General features: G+C 54.7%; 18 protein-coding genes and 1 pseudogene. 2 read left to right on the forward strand and 17 right to left on the reverse strand.

Annotated features, from left to right (window positions below):
* Positions 1–69: 69 nt before the first annotated feature.
* The 7 genes from AC2FNE_RS22310 to AC2FNE_RS22340 form a co-directional block, all read right to left on the reverse strand.
* A complete protein-coding gene (locus tag AC2FNE_RS22310) occupies positions 70–534 on the reverse strand; it encodes a nuclear transport factor 2 family protein (protein ID WP_496806318.1) in 465 nt (154 codons plus the stop codon).
* Between the two features lie 66 nt (positions 535–600).
* Positions 601–1,560: an alpha/beta hydrolase gene (locus AC2FNE_RS22315; protein WP_170604902.1), complete on the reverse strand. Its 960-nt coding sequence runs from the start codon at positions 1,558–1,560 to the stop codon at positions 601–603.
* 128 nt (positions 1,561–1,688) lie between these two features.
* Positions 1,689–2,576 (reverse strand): helix-turn-helix domain-containing protein, encoded by an 888-nt coding sequence (locus AC2FNE_RS22320; RefSeq protein ID WP_496806319.1) that lies wholly within the window; start codon positions 2,574–2,576, stop codon positions 1,689–1,691.
* A 230-nt stretch (positions 2,577–2,806) separates the two neighbouring features.
* Positions 2,807–3,352, reverse strand: coding sequence for a hypothetical protein (locus AC2FNE_RS22325; RefSeq protein WP_170473332.1), 546 nt, complete (start codon positions 3,350–3,352; stop codon positions 2,807–2,809).
* Between the two features lie 306 nt (positions 3,353–3,658).
* Positions 3,659–4,324 carry a GAP family protein gene (locus AC2FNE_RS22330; protein ID WP_496806320.1) on the reverse strand — a complete coding sequence of 222 codons (666 nt, stop codon included), beginning with the start codon at positions 4,322–4,324 and terminating at the stop codon, positions 3,659–3,661.
* 21 nt (positions 4,325–4,345) lie between these two features.
* Positions 4,346–5,572 (reverse strand): HlyD family secretion protein, encoded by a 1,227-nt coding sequence (locus AC2FNE_RS22335; RefSeq protein WP_496806321.1) that lies wholly within the window; start codon positions 5,570–5,572, stop codon positions 4,346–4,348.
* Complete coding sequence (locus tag AC2FNE_RS22340; protein WP_170473340.1) at positions 5,565–5,903, reverse strand: hypothetical protein; 339 nt, start codon at positions 5,901–5,903, stop codon at positions 5,565–5,567. The genes AC2FNE_RS22335 and AC2FNE_RS22340 overlap by 8 nt, the downstream gene beginning before the upstream one ends.
* A gap of 462 nt (positions 5,904–6,365) precedes the next feature.
* On the opposite strand from AC2FNE_RS22340, the gene AC2FNE_RS22345 reads away from it, so the two are divergent.
* Complete coding sequence (locus AC2FNE_RS22345) at positions 6,366–7,004, forward strand: pyridoxamine 5'-phosphate oxidase family protein (protein ID WP_170604892.1); 639 nt, start codon at positions 6,366–6,368, stop codon at positions 7,002–7,004.
* 177 nt (positions 7,005–7,181) lie between these two features.
* Here AC2FNE_RS22345 and AC2FNE_RS22350 read toward each other — a convergent pair.
* From AC2FNE_RS22350 to AC2FNE_RS22360, 3 genes and pseudogenes are all read right to left on the reverse strand, one after another.
* Positions 7,182–7,289, reverse strand: a pseudogene (locus tag AC2FNE_RS22350) (IS6 family transposase); the annotation flags it as partial.
* A gap of 210 nt (positions 7,290–7,499) precedes the next feature.
* Positions 7,500–8,477, reverse strand: coding sequence for an iron exporter MbfA (mbfA, locus tag AC2FNE_RS22355; protein WP_170473345.1), 978 nt, complete (start codon positions 8,475–8,477; stop codon positions 7,500–7,502).
* 721 nt (positions 8,478–9,198) lie between these two features.
* Positions 9,199–9,747 (reverse strand): hypothetical protein, encoded by a 549-nt coding sequence (locus AC2FNE_RS22360; protein WP_496806322.1) that lies wholly within the window; start codon positions 9,745–9,747, stop codon positions 9,199–9,201.
* Between the two features lie 325 nt (positions 9,748–10,072).
* Here AC2FNE_RS22360 and AC2FNE_RS22365 point away from each other — a divergent pair, with 325 nt between their 5' ends.
* Positions 10,073–10,537, forward strand: coding sequence for a hypothetical protein (locus tag AC2FNE_RS22365; protein ID WP_496806323.1), 465 nt, complete (start codon positions 10,073–10,075; stop codon positions 10,535–10,537).
* Between the two features lie 230 nt (positions 10,538–10,767).
* Here AC2FNE_RS22365 and AC2FNE_RS22370 read toward each other — a convergent pair whose 3' ends face one another.
* The 7 genes from AC2FNE_RS22370 to AC2FNE_RS22400 form a co-directional block, all read right to left on the reverse strand.
* Positions 10,768–12,366: a GMC family oxidoreductase gene (locus AC2FNE_RS22370; protein WP_496806324.1), complete on the reverse strand. Its 1,599-nt coding sequence runs from the start codon at positions 12,364–12,366 to the stop codon at positions 10,768–10,770.
* A gap of 334 nt (positions 12,367–12,700) precedes the next feature.
* Positions 12,701–13,417, reverse strand: a complete 717-nt coding sequence (locus tag AC2FNE_RS22375; RefSeq protein ID WP_496806325.1) for an FAD-dependent oxidoreductase — start codon at positions 13,415–13,417, stop codon at positions 12,701–12,703.
* A 63-nt stretch (positions 13,418–13,480) separates the two neighbouring features.
* Complete coding sequence (locus tag AC2FNE_RS22380; RefSeq protein WP_170608814.1) at positions 13,481–14,986, reverse strand: aldehyde dehydrogenase family protein; 1,506 nt, start codon at positions 14,984–14,986, stop codon at positions 13,481–13,483.
* Entirely contained in the window at positions 14,983–15,327 is a 345-nt protein-coding gene (locus tag AC2FNE_RS22385; protein ID WP_496806326.1) for a cupin domain-containing protein, read from the reverse strand. Before AC2FNE_RS22385 ends, AC2FNE_RS22380 begins: the two co-directional genes overlap by 4 nt.
* Positions 15,328–15,341: 14 nt before the next feature.
* Positions 15,342–15,704: a cupin domain-containing protein gene (locus AC2FNE_RS22390; protein WP_496806327.1), complete on the reverse strand. Its 363-nt coding sequence runs from the start codon at positions 15,702–15,704 to the stop codon at positions 15,342–15,344.
* A gap of 4 nt (positions 15,705–15,708) precedes the next feature.
* Complete coding sequence (locus tag AC2FNE_RS22395; protein WP_496806328.1) at positions 15,709–16,986, reverse strand: nucleotide disphospho-sugar-binding domain-containing protein; 1,278 nt, start codon at positions 16,984–16,986, stop codon at positions 15,709–15,711.
* 55 nt (positions 16,987–17,041) lie between these two features.
* Positions 17,042–17,887, reverse strand: an 846-nt coding sequence (locus tag AC2FNE_RS22400; protein WP_496806329.1) for an ABC transporter ATP-binding protein, incomplete at its 5' end; no start/stop codon positions are given.

Below are 17,887 nucleotides of genomic sequence, written 5' to 3' on the forward strand. Positions count from 1 at the left end.
AAATCGCTCATGTCAGATCGCGCCAATTTCCCACTCCCGCCTGTTGTTTTGCGAAAGTGAATCACAAGCCTATGTGAATGAACAGAAATTTATGGGTGTGCTGCCTAGTTCTTCTACATCCCAATGATATTTTCCGATTGGTCGCCAAATCTCATTCCCTATCCAGTGTCGACCATCAACTGATGCAGTCGCAGTCGCAGATGTGCCGGAGATTTCGACAGTCACCTGACCAAGCTCATGCCATGTGGCGTCAAATCCAGGAACAATGCCGCGCCACGCGGCCATGAGATCCTTCGGCGTCATCTTTGCCGGCTCACCGCCCCACAGACTGGTGTAATCGATAGTGACCAAAGGTGCGAATGCAGCTTCGGCTAATTCGTATGCGGCTCTGTCTACAGCCAGTGGAATGGACGAAACCAAAGTGATAATTTGAGCCGTATCAGGGTCGACCTTTCCAGCGGGATCTTGTTCTGCTTGCGCGGCGGATAAGGACATGGTCGTGGCAATAGCAGCGTTGGTCAGCATGCGTTTCATATTTTCTTTCCTTAGGAAAATGATTGCGAAAGGGCGTCCGGCGCGACAACGCCGGATCCTACCTGCTTAGCTGTCGTTATTGTCTGTGATGTTGAAATGTTCGGCCATCACGTCTGCAGCGCGAGTGACGTCCTCCGGATTATCATAAAAGTCGAACTGGGTGACGTTCTCCAACATTTCCAGGGTCGCGTCGCCTAAATACGACTGCAGGAAAGTCTGTACTCCTTGAGGGATCGCTGCTGCTTCCGAGTGAACGACTGCAAGAGGTTGAGTCAAACCGGTTGCGTGATCGGCGGGATAATATGTCAACCAATCTTCCCAGCCTGAATTGTTCCACTTATTGTCATAGGCAGGGATCGCACCACGATCTTCTTCATAGTAGTAACCACCAATAGGCATTAAAACGCCTTCCGCGCCTTCAGGCCCGGCTGCCGGTATAATCTGACCCCCAGCAGAGTCAGCAGCACGGCTTACTTCTATCAATCCAGCGACACCTGCGGCACCGCCATAGACAGCTTCTACGATTTCTTTGTTCTGAAGCCACGGTGCGACAAGACCGATGCGTTGTACCAAATCATTGCCGGAAACCGCATCAACCATATAACCCGCAGACGCGCAGATACCCAGGCCGTTTATTCGGGTGGCGTCTACTTCCGGTAAAGACGCAACAAATTCAAAAGCAGCCCGAATATCTGAGGACTTGGCCGATGGGCTTTCGACAAATCGGACATTATTAGGAAGATCACCCGATTTACCCCAGCCCCGAAAATCAAAGGTAAAGGCGGCAAAGCCGCGCTCTACCATTTCTTTGGCATACACACGAGGCATTTGTTCCTCGACCGATGTCCATGCGCCGGTGACAACGACCATGGGTAACGATGAACCTTCATACCCTTCCGGAAGATACAGAGTTCCGGTAAGCGTCTGGCCCTCATTAGTGAACGTCACACTGCGGGTTTCAATCTGTGCAATGGCAGATGTTGAGGCCATCAACGCTGCTGCCGTTGTTGTTGCGAACATCTTCATGGCATTTTCTCCTGCTTTTCATCTTTGTGGGGTTTTCCCGATGAATTGAGAGATATCTCAACAGAAGTCAGCGTTCTTGAAAGGTCTTGCTCAGTTTTTGAAGATTCTTGTTTTTAGTACGGTATCTCTCAAGCGACGCGCGCTGCCCGATAAACACGAGGGGACTGACCTGTCACTTGTTTAAAGCTTCGCGAGAAATGCGACTGATCGGCAAAGCCGCAATCTAGTGCGATACTACCAAGAGGACGTGCGGTGTCGTCCATCATCTTGATCGCCTGCTCCACTCTATAGGCCAGTACATATTGCATTTGCGTTGTGCCCACGGTTTCCTTGAACACACGGCTAAAGTGAGATGGCGACATCCCCACCTCACGTGCAAGTTCATCCAGTACGATCGTTTGGTCAAGCCGTTCGCGGATGAAGCGTAAAACACGATTATAGTGAGAAGAAGTGAAACGGGCACTCAGCGCGACCGCTTCGTGGCGACGTTTTCCATAGCGTTGTAAAAGCTTTACGAGAAGAACACGGCTCATTGCTTCATACATAACGCCTGACGTTATGTCATCGTTTTCCAGCGCATCGCGCAGGATAACCCCTGCTGTGCACAGATCGGCGTCTTTAAAAAGTGGCGTGTCCTGAAACTGTTGCGGGTCCAGTAACATCGATAACTCGGTGTGCGCAAAGCGTTCCACTTTGACTGGGTCCAAAGTGACAACAATCACATCTGACTTATCGAACCAACGCCAACCCGATCGCATGCCGGCGGGCGTTACAACGATCTCGTTTTTATGGAAAACAAAGTCATGGAGTTTGCCATCTCGAGTGTTCTGAACTCGATGCGGGCGTGACTGCAGGTTCAAGAGAACATGGTGCTCGGTGTAAACATTCTCAGGCATTCTATCCGGCGCAGCCTGAAAATAACGCAAGGACATCAAGCCAGCAGCAGACACATGTTCCAGTTCGTCACTATTAAGCAAGGGTAACGAAGGATATATATCTTGGTAGCGGCGTGGCAATTTGCTCCTCCTTTGAAAAGGATTAGCAGTTTGGCAGGAAATGCCAAAATTGAAACTAAAACGTATCGCAGCAAAGTCCCGCAGAGTGGTCCCGTGACGCGTTTCCGCGAATGACCTCGTTTAGTCCGTAGCAGACCTTGAGCGAGAGTTCCGCGCCATTGCAATAATCAACACGAGAATTGATCCTCTTGCGGATCCAATAGGCGATGCCTAGCACCAATATCCGGCGCCTATTCTTCGACAATTCCTACAGCAAGACCTTCCGTGAAGCTCAGGGCTACTCTGTCTCCCGCGCTAAGCTGTTCGACAAACTCTCGACCAACTTCCGTTTCAACCTCGATCATTTGTTCTGTGCCGCTGCTGTCCGTCACAGTTGCAACAGAGCTCGCCTCATCGAAGGAAACAAAAGTCAGAATTAAGGTGACCATCGTTCCGGCAGCCACGCCCGGTGTTGATCCCTCTGAAGCCCGGCCTTCCAATTCAACCATACTGTCAACCTCGCCAGGGAATGCCATGCTTGCAGCTATACCCAGTGTGTACACCGCTTTGACGGTATCGCCTTCTTCAATTTGGTCGAAGTTTACGACTTCCGGACCTGCAAGAATGGTCTCTTCTTCGCCTGTCTCTGCGTTTTGGAGCACGATGAGCCGAGTGTCTGGATCGACCGACTTAACTGTCGCATCAGCTTCGATGGTCACGCTGCGCTCAGCTGTTTGAGCAAAACTGAGGGCTGGTAAAATCAAGAAAAATGCAGACGCAAGAAGTTTAATTAGCATGTCTTCTCCTAATGAGATTCATGGTGGAAGTTTGTACAGTCGCTCGCAGCTTCGCAGGATAGCTAAACGTTGCCACACCACTTCGCAGTTTGAAAGATGTTTGTCAGCCGGCATCACCAAAGAACGAAGTCCTTGAGCTTGAGATTTCCGCCAGATAGCGAAAACGTAATCTGGAGCGACTGGGTGGACAACGCTAGAGTTTCCCTATTGCAGGCAATGACGACATTGGGCGCTGGTCAATGCCGTTGCGATGAAGGGTCCGACTGCTGGGTTAAATGGGCGAGGTTTTGCAATAACAAGACCCGATTAGAGATCAGTGACAGCATTTGCAAAGACCTTTACCCCCAAGACCGCCAGCACAATTGCAACTATCAATTTACTGTATTTTTCCATCAACTCGCTCAACCCAAGAAAAATTCGCTCCGCACGCTCCCCAAGCGTCAAAGAAAAAGCGAAAGGCATTGCCAAACCAAGGCTCGAAACGGCGACGAAAAATGCCAGCGCAACCAGCTGGGACACTGGGGCATAAGTTGCGGCGGCAATCGTCAATGCACCCGAAACAAAGAGTGCTGCATTCTTAGGGTTGAGGGTCGCAAGACCTGCTCCAAGCGCAAACGCCTTTACTGGTTGCAAGCTTTCCAATGCGGCCATCCATTCCGGTGGCCCATTTTCTTTTGATGAACTGAGGCTAACGAACTTTCGTGCGGCCAGTGCGACGAGGCATAGACCAAGTAAAAGACGACACCAAACCACCCACGCCGCGGGAGGTTGCCGGTTTGGGGTGCTGATATCCGATATCGCTATGGCTAATGACCCAACGAACATCGCTCCAACTGCCCAACCTCCAAGAAACGCATTGTGTGCGCTGCGTTCTGGCCTGCGTATCAGGAACAGCGACACGCTTATCAGCGGCAGCGTCGCAAGAACAATGCCAACAGCGATTGGTGATGCTTCGATAAACGCAGCGAACATGTTTTCTCCGCGAGGCGCGGCCTAATTGAAGACCAATGCTTTTACCGGCAGTAATATGGCCTGGGCGCGCAAGACAATTGCATTTGCAATTCCCATTCCGTCGACGATCCGTGCGACGAAAGCTGATAGCCCAGTGATTTCGCCGGCCTCGATTTCTTTCGCGCGGCTGGTATAGGCAACGCCAACACAAGCACTGCCCGGTGGGATATCTTCTAAATGTTTTGGGAAAATTGGCGCCAGGAAGGCCGTTACTGTCCCGGGACGAGCTCGATCCTGTTGATCCAGCAGCGCGTCCCCAGGTCGAAATTGCCCAGCAGCAATCGCGCTTTGCACTTCGTCCACCACCATAGGGATTATGGTCAAGGGCTTGGAAGCACAAGTAATTTCAACCAACATTCCGGGTCTGAGTACGCTTGCTGAAATTTGACCAAAGGCCGCAATAAAACGCCCTTGTCCCGTGACCTCAGGCACCAAAATGCCAGCAGGACGTAAAATTGGGTTAACAATGTCGCCTGACTTCAAGAGAAATTGAGTGACAGTCCCATCTACCTCTGCGAAAACAGTTGACTTTGATATTTCGTTCTCTGCCTCACTAAGAGCAGCACGCGCGCTTTCAAGCTGCGCTGGAAGGAGTGTTGTCTGGCGCAGTTTGGCACCGTCGAGCGCCGCAAATGCGGCCGCACGCTGGCTTTGCGCGCCTGAAACGGCTGTTTGCAGTCGTTCCAATTCCTGCTCGCTTACGACGGTGTCGTTGCGCTCTGCGAGTTCAAGACGTCGCTCCAAGTCATTTTCGGCCTGAGCTAGATCTGCCTCGGTCGCCTCGACAAGTGCCGCAGCGCCCGCTACTTCCGTTGCGGCCAAACCCAAGGCTGCCTCAACCTCTTCGATACGACGTTGAGCGGTTACTGCTGCCGCCTCTTGCCGCATGGTATCCAATCTAAAAATGGGATCACCGGCTTTGACTGCCGCGTTATTGGCCACGTAAACTTCCGAGACGCGGCCTCCACGGTCGGAGAGAATAGTTACAGTACGAAACGCGGCTGAAACGTTTCGAGTAGACGGGTGGAAATAAAAGATCACAGTTATCAACGTGACGGCCAAAATAGCACAAGCGGTCAAACCCCATCGCAATTCATACCACACGTTGAAAAGAGTTATTTCGTGACCCCACCTCTTGCCCTGTTTGTAACGCCTGTAAAGGTAATCAGGGACAATTGTGATTAGCGCAGAGAACACCAACTCAAGCATCGTCATTCTCCGAGAGGTCGATTTCGGTCTTGAGTGGGAAAATCTCATGCAAAGGCACCGCCGCAATTAAAATTGCTGCGATCCAAAAAGCATTGTTCAGAGTGAACAGGGAGATTAAGCCTAGCACACCTACAAGCTGCATTTGAACCTTGTGGGCACCTGCTGCCATACGGTCGGGAATTGCCTGAACGGTAAAATAGAGCGCGCCGAAACCCAGCAGTATTAAAACGAGCAACACGCCGACAACGATCAGAAACCCGTCGGTCTCGCCCGGAGGTGTTACCCAAAATGGCAGCGCTGCAATCGCCTCATCAGAAATAGAGCTGTTCATTTGAACCTCATGTTTCTTAATGATCTGCTACAAGGATAACCGATTGAAATCAAAAAGATCAATCTCGCACGAGACTGCAAAGAAAGTTCGTAACAATCTAAGTCGACCAACAACCGATCTGGAGTATCTAATAATTGAGCTTTCGCTGCCTTCCAACAAAGAGAAAGTAGATTAATGAGGCCGCTGTGAGTCTAAGGCGGACATTCATCCAAACATCGCTAGCATCTGTTTTGCGAGCATAGCTGCCGTCGGTTGCACCACTTCATGCTTGGTCCGCACGAACGGTCGCCTAGCGTAAACACCGACTTTTGACCCTTACTTTCGCTGACTCATGGTCCCAGAGGCAAGTTTGGCAGCCACGTCCATGTCGGACAAGTCCACGCTTCAGAACTGTCTGGGCTTTGTTTGTTTGAGATTTGCGCGGCCGAAGGGCACAATCAAATGATAAAGCGGAGAGCAAACATGCCCTACGAACCTCAAGACGTAGTAACGACCGAAGAAGAACTGCGAACAATCGTGCCCAACCCGCCTAGTGGAACGCAGGACGTCAAAATAATTGACCATATAGACAAGCACTGCCGAGTCTGGATCGAACGATCACCGTTTCTTGTTTTAGCAACATCGGACTCGACAGGTCGGCTCGATTGTTCGCCTAAAGGCGACCCGGCTGGCTTTGTTAAGGTTATCGACGAAAAAACTCTCGCGATCCCGGATCGCCCCGGCAACCGCCGCTTTGATGGGTTCATCAATATTATGCAAACCGGTCGCGTTGGACTCATCTTTTTCGTTCCAAACCGCAATGAAACAGTTCGTGTGAATGGCACTGCACAAGTGGTACGGGATCAGCCTTTATTAGAAAGTATGGCAATCAATGGCCGAGTACCGGAACTGGCGGTTCTCGTAAGCGTGGAAGAAGCCTTTTATCACTGCGGTAAGGCAATAATTCGGGCGGCGTTGTGGGCTCCCGAAAAGGCGGTGCCAATTGACGGATTGCCAACATATGCGGAAGCCAATGTCGATCATACGGGGCGCGATTATTCATTGGAACAAGTTACGAAGTGGTTCGATGACAATGAAAAATATCGTCTTTACGACGATTGATAGCATTTCCATTAATGGTCGTGCCAGCAAGATGCGTCATTAAAAAGGTTTTTTGGCTGACTAACATGCGAAAAGGGCGTCCTTCTCGCAATCAGAGCAAATACGACTGGCGAGAAGAGTAGATGGCATGCAATTGCGGGTTCCCGACTCAAACATCGGGCCGAACCAGTTTCATCAATACCGGACGGTTTCATGGCAAGCTTCGATGCCACGTTCTTTCACCAGGTCCTCTAAAATTCGAAGCAATAGTGAGAACCCGACGTGCAGCATCGCAGCCAGGCGAATGTTCCCGGAACTGGTTTCGAAGTAATTGAAGGGTGATCGTTTCGTTCGTCGGTTTAAGCTTCAAAAGCCCCTGCCCGCCTCAACACAAGTTCTTCCGACAAGACTGTATCGTGGCCGCAGAGAATTGGAACTTTCATAGACACTGATGGAATTACGGCACTGCGCTTGAAGCGGGTAAATACGCGATGGTGCTGGTTGATCGAGATAGTTTCAGCCAGATCCTATCAGAATACCCGCACCAAGAACCAGTCCGCCTCCCACAACCACTTGTAACGTCGCGCGCCAGAATGGAGTATCCATAAACCGGTTTTGTATCCAAGCGATTGCCCAGAGCTCAAGAAAAACCACAATGATTGCGATCGTGGTCGCTGTCCAGAAGTCTGGGATAAGATACGGCAAGGCATGCCCAAGTCCACCAACTGCGGTCATAACGCCGGACGCAACCCCTCGTTTGATCGGGCTCCCGCGACCCGATAGCTGACCATCATCCGAAGCGGCTTCTGTAAAGCCCATAGAGATCCCAGCGCCGATACTGGCAGCAACTCCAACGAGAAAGGTGGTCCAGGGGTCCTTTGTGGCAAATGCTGTGGCGAAGATCGGCGCCAGCGTCGAAACTGATCCGTCCATCAGGCCAGCAAGCCCCGGTTGCACCCAAGTCAGAATGAATTGTCGTTTCGCTCTAAAATTTTCCTCATCAAGGGCCTGAGGGGTAAGATGAGCTTCGGCGAGCGCGGCTGCGCTGGTTTCATGCGCTGCTTCTGCCGCCGCGAGGTCACCTAGCAGTTTCCGCGTGTCCGCGTCCTTCGCTCGTTTCGCCGCTGCAAGGTAGAAATTTTGCGCCTGGATCTCCATGTCTTCGGCAATCTGTCTAATCCGTTCCAGCGGTAGGTGCTCGGACAACCATACCGGCCGCCTTGCGTAAAAACCTGATACATGCTCGCGTCTGATTAATGGCACCGTTTCACCGAACCTGGACTTATGCAGATCAATCAGGCGGCGTCGGTGATCGTCTTCTTCGACGGACATCCCATCAAAAACCTTGGCCGTAGCAGGATAATCGGACCTCAGCCGCTCGGCGAAGCCTCGGTAGATTTGGGCATCGTCTTCTTCCGAAGAAATTGCCAATCCCAATATCTCGCTTTCAGAAAGATCGGTGAACCTTTTCCTGCCACCAAAGAACGACCGCATAACGTCACTCCTATCCTCAAACTTGCTTCGAAAATAGAAAATCCAGCCCCGCAATCAAACTGTAAACACTTTTCTGCCGGAGTTCGAGGAACCGCCAGCTTCAGGCTTAGAACGATCGCCGGAGCTACTTTGCTGGAAGTCTGCTTGTCACTCTGAAGCTGCCCTTGGCGCATTTCGATTCTATTGGCATTCGCCAACCGCAGTCCTTTATGCCACGCATTTATTGATTTTGTCACACCTCCCTAGGCGGGATTTAATAATATCAATGACTTAACACCTGCAGCCGTCGCGCTTTTTTGAAAGTGCTATCCACGTACTACCTCGTTCTCTGGCCTCACATTGTTCGTAGAGACCCGGACCGAGTTACTTCGTGCCGCAGCGAACAGCCGAGGTCAAAATGCTGTAATCAACTTGGAAGCAGCTGACAGATCGGTGGCACATTTCGTCACGCACTATGTCTTGACCCCGCCCTTTATGACGCAAAGTCGCAATCCCTTGAAATTCGGGTCCGTGAACCACACCGTCGTATCGCCAACAACATCTTGAGAACCGTACCTGTGAACTTGATATGTGGCGGGGTGACCCAGAGCAACCTGACCGTAACGAACATCTCGAGTTGTTTTTTGAGAAAATTGTGTTCAGCGATGTAGGTCAGAGGGCTTTCGGCTTCCTCGCGGGTCACCTGGCGTAGCTTCTTCTCCCTTGGATCCGTCTTCTTTTTCTAACCGGCTACACGCTTCAAGAGAGATGAAAACAGGTTTCGAACATCAAGATCGACTAGTCCCCAGTGATCAAGGGCGCGCCAGTAGGACGCCAGGCAAACTTTGATAAGACTGCAAAGATCGTGCTGAAAGAGGTTCTCCGGTTCGCTCAGAGAGTACTTTTTGAGGTGATCCATAAACTCCAAAGCAAGCGTACAGTTGATCTTGGTGGTCTCTTTGTTCCCTGTGTAATCCTCAAATGCCTTTAGATGACGCCTGTATCTCGCTTTTGTGGCTTGCTTAATTCCGTCAGCCCCAGCCAACCAACGATGGGTTGTATCTTTTATGGCCTTAGCATCTTTGTTTGCGCACGGATCAGAACGGTTAACTGTCGGGGCAGCTTCCCCTTCGCCAATAGGAGATAAGACTTTGGCAAAGACGTCCTTTAGAAGCGCCAGCGCCTCGGCCAAGTCTTGAGTACCAAGACCCCTGACAATTTTTATCTTACCGAGAATCAGTTGGTATTCGGTCGGAACTGCGACTCTAACGGCGTATGCACAGGTCTGCATAATCGACACTGTATGTTAAGTGTTTGATTTTATGGTGCTGCTGCGGAGATTTGAACTCCGGACCTCTCCCTTACCAATGTGTTTGCCTGGCTTTTGGATGTCGTTGGACGTGAGCCGCAAAAATTGGATGGAGCAGCATAATATATTGTTTTAAAATAGTATTTATCGGTAGCATTCTTGCGCGTTGCCGTACCTGGTTGGATTGGCTTGTACTCCGCTGCCCTACTAATCCCCTACTAATCTCTGGCGCTTTGGTTGGATCGTGATTGCTCCAAACGGGCGTCCGCTGCAAAGTCACTGGGAAATCTATGTGGAGTCAGATGCCATGCGAGTGCTTTTCGGAGCGATGCTCATACACCTTTGTTCCGTATGCGTCGGCTTGGCGATGTCGACCGAGGCAAAACAGCTGATTGATCGGGCAGCTGCAGATTGTCGTTCTTTTGAAAATGGTGAGTTCGATGCTGGTGATGCTGTAACCACGATCGAGCTCCGCTCTCAGTTCGGCGTCGTTGATGCAGAACTCGTTGACGAGAGCCAGTATGCATGTTCTTCCGCCGCATCACTTTTCTGCGGCACAGGTGGGTGCATGCTCAATCTTGTCATAGATGGAAGGGTTCGAGCTTGGCAGGCCACCGGCTGGCAACTCATTGATTGGGGACCGGACCGCATCTTGTTGATAGGGCGTGATGGTGGCTGGTGCGGCGGCGCGGGAGCGGAAGTTTGTTATGAAGCGATTGTTTGGAGCAACGGAAAGATCCTGACGGTAGGGCCGCCTCCAGAACCTAGATGAGTTCGAACAACAACTACGGGTAATTTCTAACCCTGACCCCACCCCACCAACGGCTTTGAGACACATCACAGGCTAGCGCAGTGGGGTTTAGACGGATGTCGCGGTCATTGGCAAAATTCTAGCTGAGATCGAAAAGCGGACATTCATTACGAGCGTAGCGAACGACTGGGTCGAGCCCAAAGCAGACACTCGGATAGCCATCTCGGGAATTGCCGCTATCTAACATTTATTCACTTGCCACTAACCAGATCAGCGGCCTTCTCTCCTATCATCAGGGTGGCAGCGTTCGTATTTGCGGCTGGCATCGAAGGCATGATGGATGCGTCCGCGACACGAAGGGCTTCGATCCCATGGACCTTCAGTTGATTATCCACCACTGAAAACGCATCAAAAATGGGGCCCATTTTGCACGTCCCGACCATATGGAAGCTCGTGGTACCGCGCTCGCGTGCGCAGGCCATGAGCTCATCGTCAGATTGAACTGCATCTCCGGGGTAAAGCTCGCCCGCAAAGTAAGGATCCATAGCTTCGGATTGCATAAGCTGTCGTGCCAGTTTCATACCTGCCAGCAATACGCGCTGGTCAGTTTCGGCACTCAGGTAGTTAGGTTGGATTTCAGGAGGCTCTCTCGAGTCGTTGGACCGCGCCAGAACGTGACCCGTGCTGTCAGGTCTTTGTTGCCATGCGGCCAGTGTCATTCCCGGCTGATCGTCAAGTTGGCTCTGATTTCCGGCTTTGTAGCTCGCAGGCATAAGGGTGAGTTGAAGATCACTTTCGTTAAGCTCTGGAAAGGATTTGGCAAAGGCATAGCAGACTGTCGAAGGCAAGCTGAGTACCGACGGTTGGCCAAAAAGCCATTTGCCTGTCTCCGACCAAAACGCGAGTCCTTTGACGCGTTCATTTAGCGTACTCGTCCCCCTGACCCGTGCGGTGAAACGCGGGGTATAATGATCGCGAAGGTTCTGACCCACACCGGGGAGCGGATGGTGTAAAGGCACACCTATTCTACCGAGGTGTTCAGGATCACCAACACCAGACAATTGCAAAAGTTGCGGAGAGTTGATGGCGCCACCTGCAAGGATCACCTCTCGACTGGCTTTAATCCTGGCAAGGTTTTGGCCATGAACTATTTCCATACCTGTCGCGCGTTTACCATCAAAGAGAATACGGGTGGCCATGGTATCGGTTTTGATACGTAGATTTTGCCTGCCTCGCGCGGGGCGCAGGTAAGCAGTTGCGGCGCTCTGACGGCGGCCATTCGCGATGGTCCGCTGCGCGTAGCAAGCCCCGAATTGAGCTTTTCCGTTATAGTCCGCGTTATATGGTATCCCGAGACTCTCCGCCGCTTCAAAAAACGCTTTGCAAATTGGGTGTTCCCAAGAGTTGGGCGTCACCGTCAAAGGGCCGTCTGTGCCGCGCAGCCCATCCGGGTTCGGACCCGTCCAAGTTTCGAGGCGTTTGAAGAGTGGAAGGACGTCCGAATATCCCCAGCCCTGGTTTCCCAACTGCATCCAATGGTCGAAATCTGACGCGGCACCACGGTTAAACACGTTGCCGTTGATCGAAGATGAGCCACCGAGAGTTCTACCTCTCGGAACCGGAATTCTGCGCCCGCCAGTCCACTCAGAGGGCGTGGTCTGATACATCCAGTTAAGGTCGCTGTTTGTCATCAATTTGATCCACCCAACAGGAAGATGGATCAAAGGGTGGCGATCTTTGGGACCCGCTTCGATAAGACAAACGGTGGTCTTGGGGTTTTCGCTGAGGCGTGCTGCCAGAACACAACCAGCAGTCCCCGCACCAACAATAACATAGTCGAACACTTCCATGCTGTATCGTTGAAGAAGCGGAAATGGCGCGTCAAGGTGAACACTTTTGGTTGGCAAGCGCATTCGATGGGAACAATTGCCGGAAAGACCGAAATTGGAAACTGAAAATAGTTTCGCGAGTGTAAACTTCGTCCGCAAGGCAGACGTTAGCGCATTGCAACGTTGGGTCTGCTATCCGTCCATTAGGGGACATCTGACCAAATCGCTCAGATGACCGAGTCGAGCCCATTCTTCCAGATGCCGCATCACACGCGAACGGGCAATAAGCGCGCTAAAGCGGGTGTTCCATCCGAGCCGGGCACCTTCCTTCCCTTCATTCCAATCCCGTCTGGTTTCAAGACCCAAATCCTATACCAAATCGGTCCAACGACCGGAGAAGCAGTGACCGCTCGCCGGTTTGATCCTCTCGGGATAGATCATTTTGCGCCCAGCTGATCACGATACTGCGAATCGGCTCTGGCGGGAAAGGAACGGGGCGCGTTCGCAGCATCCGGAGCCTGGTTCGCTCAGTCTCTACTCCTTGCAGAAGGTCCAGCATGGTAAGTGCCGCGAAGCGCGAGGCCGAGACGCCTTGTCCGGTAAAGCCGAGAGCATAGGCCAGACGTCCCTGCAACGCGGTACCGGCAAAGAAGGCCAGGCGCGCCGAGGTGTCGATGATGCCACCCCAGGCATGGCTGAATTCAGTTCCCTTCAGCGCAGGGAAGGCCGCGAAAAAGTTGGCGCGCAGCCGGTCGAAGGTTTCGGGCCGGTTGAACAGCGCCACATCGCGCCGGCTGCCGTAGTGATAGACCGCGTCATAACCGCCCCAAAGTATCCGATTATCCGCGGTCTTGCGGGAATAATGGAACTGGTTGCCGCTGACGGCCACACCGTGTCGCTCCTGCCAACCGATGGCCGCAAGCTGCGCTTCTGTCAAAGGCTCGGTCATCAAGGCATAGTCGAATATCGGGATGATTGTCGTGCACGCGCCTTGATCGCAGACCAGAGCCCGGTAAAGCCACCGCCGACGATTGCGAGATCGCAAGTGATTTCTGCTTAAAGCGCGGGGCATTTAGCCGCGGTCCGATCCAGCCAGTAGGGCACGGATCGCGGTGCTACCCTGCGCGTATTTTCGTTAGACATGTTTGCGGCCACCGGCGTCGAGGAACCAGTCATCTGGATAAGGGTACCACCAGTCATGGCGCACTGGCTTGTGGTCGAGGATGACCATTTTCGTCCGCCGGAACGTATCGAGCCCCATCCGGCCCAGTTCGCGCCCAATCCCCGAATTCTTCCAGCCGCCGAAAGGCAGCGCATCGTTGTCGATCATCGGGTTGTTAATCCAGACCACGCCCGCCTCAAGCCGCTCGGACGCCTCATGCGCCTCGGCCAGATCGGTGGTGAAGATCGAGGCGCCCAAACCGAAATCGCTGTCATTGGCCATGGCGATGGCGGTGTCGAAATCGGGTACGCGGAGGATGGCGGCGACAGGGCCGAAGATCTCTTCGCTCAGCAGGTCCATCTGGGGTGTGCAGCCAGTCAGGATGGTGGGTTCATAGAACCAGCCCCGGTTCAGCCCCTCGGGCCTGCGCCCGCCGCAGGCGACCGTCGCGCCCTTGGCCACGGCATCCGCCACCAGACGCTCGACCTTGTCGCGGGCGGCCTCGCTGACCAGCGGGCCAATCTCGGACTTTTCCAGGCCATTGCCGATCCTGAGCCGCCGGGTCTCGGCCACGAAAGCCTCGACAAAGGCATCATGAACGGCGTCCACGACGTAAAGCCTCTCGGTCGAGGTGCAGACCTGGCCCGTCAGGTGGAAGGCGCCAGTCACGGCCCCGGCGGCGGCCACGTCAATCGGTGCGTGGGCGGTGATCACCATCGGATCGGACCCGCCCGCCTCGATCACCGCCGGTTTCAGGCGGCGCGCAGCGGCTTCGGCCACGGCCTGGCCCGCGCGGACCGAACCGGTGAAGGCCACCGCATGGGTCTGGCGGCTGTCAACCAGCGCCTGGCCGGTTTCGGCCCCGCCCGGCACGCAGGCGACGAGGTCCGCGGGCATGTCATCAAAGACCTTCATGAATTCGAGGGTCGAGAGCGTGGTCGCCTCGGCAGGTTTCACGATGCAGCCATTGCCCGCCGCCAGAGAGGCCGCGACGGTCCAGCACATCAAGAGGATCGGGAAGTTGAATGGCATGATATGGGCCGACACGCCCAGCGGTTCGTAGCGGGCATATTGCAGCGATCCGGTCTGGGTGGTGCCCGCCAGCTTGCCCGCCTCATCCCGCGCCATCTCGGCGTAGTAGCGGAAGATCGGCGCGCAATTGGCGACCTCGCCGATGGCTTCGGGGTAGGGTTTGCCCATCTCGCGGCTCATTAGCGTGGCGCAGCGGGTCATGTCGGTGGCCTCGATCCGGGCGGCCAGACGGTGCAGATGCGCGGCGCGGGTCTTGGCGTCGGTTCCCGCCCAAAGTTTCTGCGCCGCGTTCACCCGGGCCAGAACGCCGTCAAGCTCCGCCGCCGTCACGTCACCGCGCCGCGCGACCACCTCAAGCGTCGCCGGGTCGATCACGTCATGCGCGGCACCCGCGCTTGAGTGATAACGCGGGGCCAGGTAGTAGCAGGGCGAGAGGATATCACTCATCGGATCATGTACACTTTCTTGACAGTCTCATGGACGGTGCAGACCCCTTTCCAGTCCTGCGGGAAAAAGGCCGCCGTGTCGGGCGTGACCTCGATTACGTCGCCGCTTTCGTGCACATAGGTGCAGCGACCTTCGAGGAAGTGGCAGAACTCATCCCGGGTCACGCGACATTCCCATTTGCCGGGCGTACAAATCCAAAGCCCGCATTCGCTTTGGCCGTCGGGACCCTTGTAAAGCAGCTTGCCCGAGGTGCGGCTTTCGCCGTCGATCATGGTCGGGATCACGCCCCAATCCACGGTGTCGGTAATCTGCAACGGGTTACGCATGACCGGTGCTTTCATGGCTTTTGTCCTTCTCAAACCAGCATGTAGATATTGCGCAGAGTTTCGGTGATTTCCGCCGTGCCCTCCCACCCGGCGGGAAAGAGCACGCAGGTGCCCGCGCGGGCCTCGATCACTTCGTCCGAGCCGTCGCGGCGATAGATCACGTGGCCCGCGACGAAATGGCAGAACTCGTCGCGCGGCACCGAGATCTTCCACGTGCCCGGCGTGCAGACCCAGATCCCGCATTCGGGCGAGTTGCCCGGACCCTTGTGCAGAAGCCGCCCGGTTGAATACGACTGGCCCCTGACCATGTCGGGCTGCAGGCCCCAATCGACCAGATCATCATACATGGTCGCGTCGTGGATATGCGGCGCCGAGGCGTTTAGGTCCGTCACAGGATCACTCCACCAGACCGACCAGCAGCTTTGCGGCCTTTTCCTGCCCGTTCTGCGATTGCATATGCGCCGAGGTCGATTTGAGTCGCGCGGCCATGTCCTTATCGTTCAGGCAGGCTTCGATTTTGGCGGTCAGGTCTTCATCGGTCCAGTCGTAGCGGTCCGAGCGGAAGCCATGGCCGGTTTCCTGAACACGCATGGCATTGTCATGGCCGTCCCAGACATAGGACATGATGATCGCAGGCTTGCCGAAATAGAGGCATTCGGTGAACGAGTTGTTGCCGCCGTGATGGATGACCACATCGACCTGCGGAATGACCGAGGGTTGCGGATACCAGCTCTGGATCACCACGTTGTCGGGGATGTCGCTGTATTCGCCTTCGTAATCGCCGACATTTACCAGCGCACGGTAGCGGCTGTTGCCCACCAGCGTGATCAGGCGCTTCAGCAGGTCGGTATCACCCGCGCCGAGGGACCCGAAGGAGATATAGAGCAGCGGTCCGTCATTGCTTTTCTTGAAAGTGGGCACTTCATAAGGTTCATCCTGCCTCACGCAGCCCTCGAGATACTGGAACCGCGCCGGGTCGAGCGGCTTTGCGCGTTTGTATTTCGCCTGTTCGGGATAGAGCAGCAGGTTCAGATGCGGCGAGGCCTCGAAGAACTCGCCCAAGGGATAGGCATCCTCGTTACAGTCGGCCAGGAAGGCGTTGAAATCGTCGTGGATGGGCTTGATCACCTCGTTGAACCGCGCCCGGAAGGCGGCATGGCCCGCTGTGTCGTTTTCGGACATGCCCGACAGGTGCGGCGGGATCGCGTCATCCTCGATCTCGTTTTCCGAACACGAGATGATCCGCACCCAGGGCACGCCGAACTGCTTGATCGCCGGGAAGAGGATCACGTTGTCGACCGAGATCACATCCGGTTTGATCTTGTCCAGAATGCCGGGCAGGTCCTTTTGCGCCCATTTGGCGCTGTCGACGATCGCCTCCCAGCATTCCTTGACGTAATTGTCGATCTGGTCGATCGGTGCCTTGCGGAAATTGGGGATATGGCCGTTGATGAAATCTTCCCAGAATTTCGCCATCTGCTCGGGCGGCATCGGTTCGGAGAGAGCCACCGGATGGGCCTCGAACCCGTAACCCTCGTAGACCTCGACAAAGCCCGGGTCCGACAGGAATACCGCCTTGTGGCCCATGCGTTCCACCGCCTGCGCAATCCCGACCGAATTCAGCGCAGGGCCAAACGCGGCCTCTGGGAAAAATGCGAAAGTCTTCTGGGTCATCTTTGTCTCCTCTGTTGTCGCTGCCGCATTGCGCGGCGATGTTTGGCTCAAGCAGTCAGACCGCGAAAATCCTCGTGTCTTTGGCCGCCCAGCTAACGGTTACCTCTTCGCCGATGGCGAGTCGCCGGGTTTCGGCCTCATCCGCTGTCAGCCGCACCATCACCGGGTCGGGTGCGGCAGGGCTCATGAGATGGAGTTGCAGATCAAGCCCGTGATAGGCGAGCGCGCTGACCTTGCCGGTCAGGCGGTTTTCGCCTTGCGCATCGCCCAGATGCAGGCGCTCGGGGCGCACGGCGGCGACTCCGCGTTGGCCTGCGTCCAGCGCGTCCGCGGCGGTGATCACGTCGCCTGAAGCCGTCAGCAATTTCCCGTCGCGCTGCTCGACCGGCAGGAAATTCATCACCCCGATGAAATCGGCGGCAAAGCGGCTTTCAGGGTGTTCATAGATCTCGTGCGGGGTGCCGCACTGCAACAGCTTGCCATCCCGCAGGATCGCGATCCGGTCGGCCATCACCAGCGCCTCTTCCTGGTCATGGGTGACGATGATGAAGGTAATGCCGAACTCGTCCTGGATGCGTTTCAATTCCAATTGCATCTCGCCGCGCAGCTTCTTGTCGAGTGCCCCCAGGGGTTCGTCGAGCAGCAAGAGACGCGGGCGTTTGACCAGCGCGCGGGCCAGCGCCACCCGCTGCCGCTGCCCGCCCGAAAGCTGATCGGGTTTGCGTTTCGCCAGGTCGCCTAGCTGGATCACCTCAAGGATCTCGTCCACGCGGGTTTTGATCTCGGCGCGCGGAAGCCTCTCCATCTCCAGCCCGTAGGCGATGTTCTGCGCCACGCTCATATGCGGGAAAAGCGCGTAGGACTGGAACATCAGGTTCACGGGCCGCTTGTTCGGCGGTAT

It is taken from the genome of Ruegeria sp. YKSD179, from assembly GCF_059612885.1.

Excerpts from the sequence above, each read along its gene's own strand:
- AC2FNE_RS22345 (WP_170604892.1), top strand. The coding sequence starts at position 6,366 with ATGCCCTACGAACCTCAAGACGTAGTAACGACCGAAGAAGAACTGCGA.
- AC2FNE_RS22380 (WP_170608814.1), bottom strand. The coding sequence starts at position 14,986 with ATGAGTGATATCCTCTCGCCCTGCTACTACCTGGCCCCGCGTTATCAC.
- AC2FNE_RS22375 (WP_496806325.1), bottom strand. The coding sequence starts at position 13,417 with ATGCCCCGCGCTTTAAGCAGAAATCACTTGCGATCTCGCAATCGTCGG.
- AC2FNE_RS22395 (WP_496806328.1), bottom strand. The coding sequence starts at position 16,986 with ATGACCCAGAAGACTTTCGCATTTTTCCCAGAGGCCGCGTTTGGCCCT.
- mbfA (WP_170473345.1), bottom strand. The coding sequence starts at position 8,477 with ATGCGGTCGTTCTTTGGTGGCAGGAAAAGGTTCACCGATCTTTCTGAA.
- AC2FNE_RS22340 (WP_170473340.1), bottom strand. The coding sequence starts at position 5,903 with ATGAACAGCTCTATTTCTGATGAGGCGATTGCAGCGCTGCCATTTTGG.
- AC2FNE_RS22325 (WP_170473332.1), bottom strand. The coding sequence starts at position 3,352 with ATGCTAATTAAACTTCTTGCGTCTGCATTTTTCTTGATTTTACCAGCC.
- AC2FNE_RS22365 (WP_496806323.1), top strand. The coding sequence starts at position 10,073 with ATGCGAGTGCTTTTCGGAGCGATGCTCATACACCTTTGTTCCGTATGC.
- AC2FNE_RS22385 (WP_496806326.1), bottom strand. The coding sequence starts at position 15,327 with ATGAAAGCACCGGTCATGCGTAACCCGTTGCAGATTACCGACACCGTG.
- AC2FNE_RS22315 (WP_170604902.1), bottom strand. The coding sequence starts at position 1,560 with ATGAAGATGTTCGCAACAACAACGGCAGCAGCGTTGATGGCCTCAACA.
- AC2FNE_RS22370 (WP_496806324.1), bottom strand. The coding sequence starts at position 12,366 with ATGGAAGTGTTCGACTATGTTATTGTTGGTGCGGGGACTGCTGGTTGT.
- AC2FNE_RS22360 (WP_496806322.1), bottom strand. The coding sequence starts at position 9,747 with ATGCAGACCTGTGCATACGCCGTTAGAGTCGCAGTTCCGACCGAATAC.
- AC2FNE_RS22310 (WP_496806318.1), bottom strand. The coding sequence starts at position 534 with ATGAAACGCATGCTGACCAACGCTGCTATTGCCACGACCATGTCCTTA.
- AC2FNE_RS22330 (WP_496806320.1), bottom strand. The coding sequence starts at position 4,324 with ATGTTCGCTGCGTTTATCGAAGCATCACCAATCGCTGTTGGCATTGTT.
- AC2FNE_RS22335 (WP_496806321.1), bottom strand. The coding sequence starts at position 5,572 with ATGCTTGAGTTGGTGTTCTCTGCGCTAATCACAATTGTCCCTGATTAC.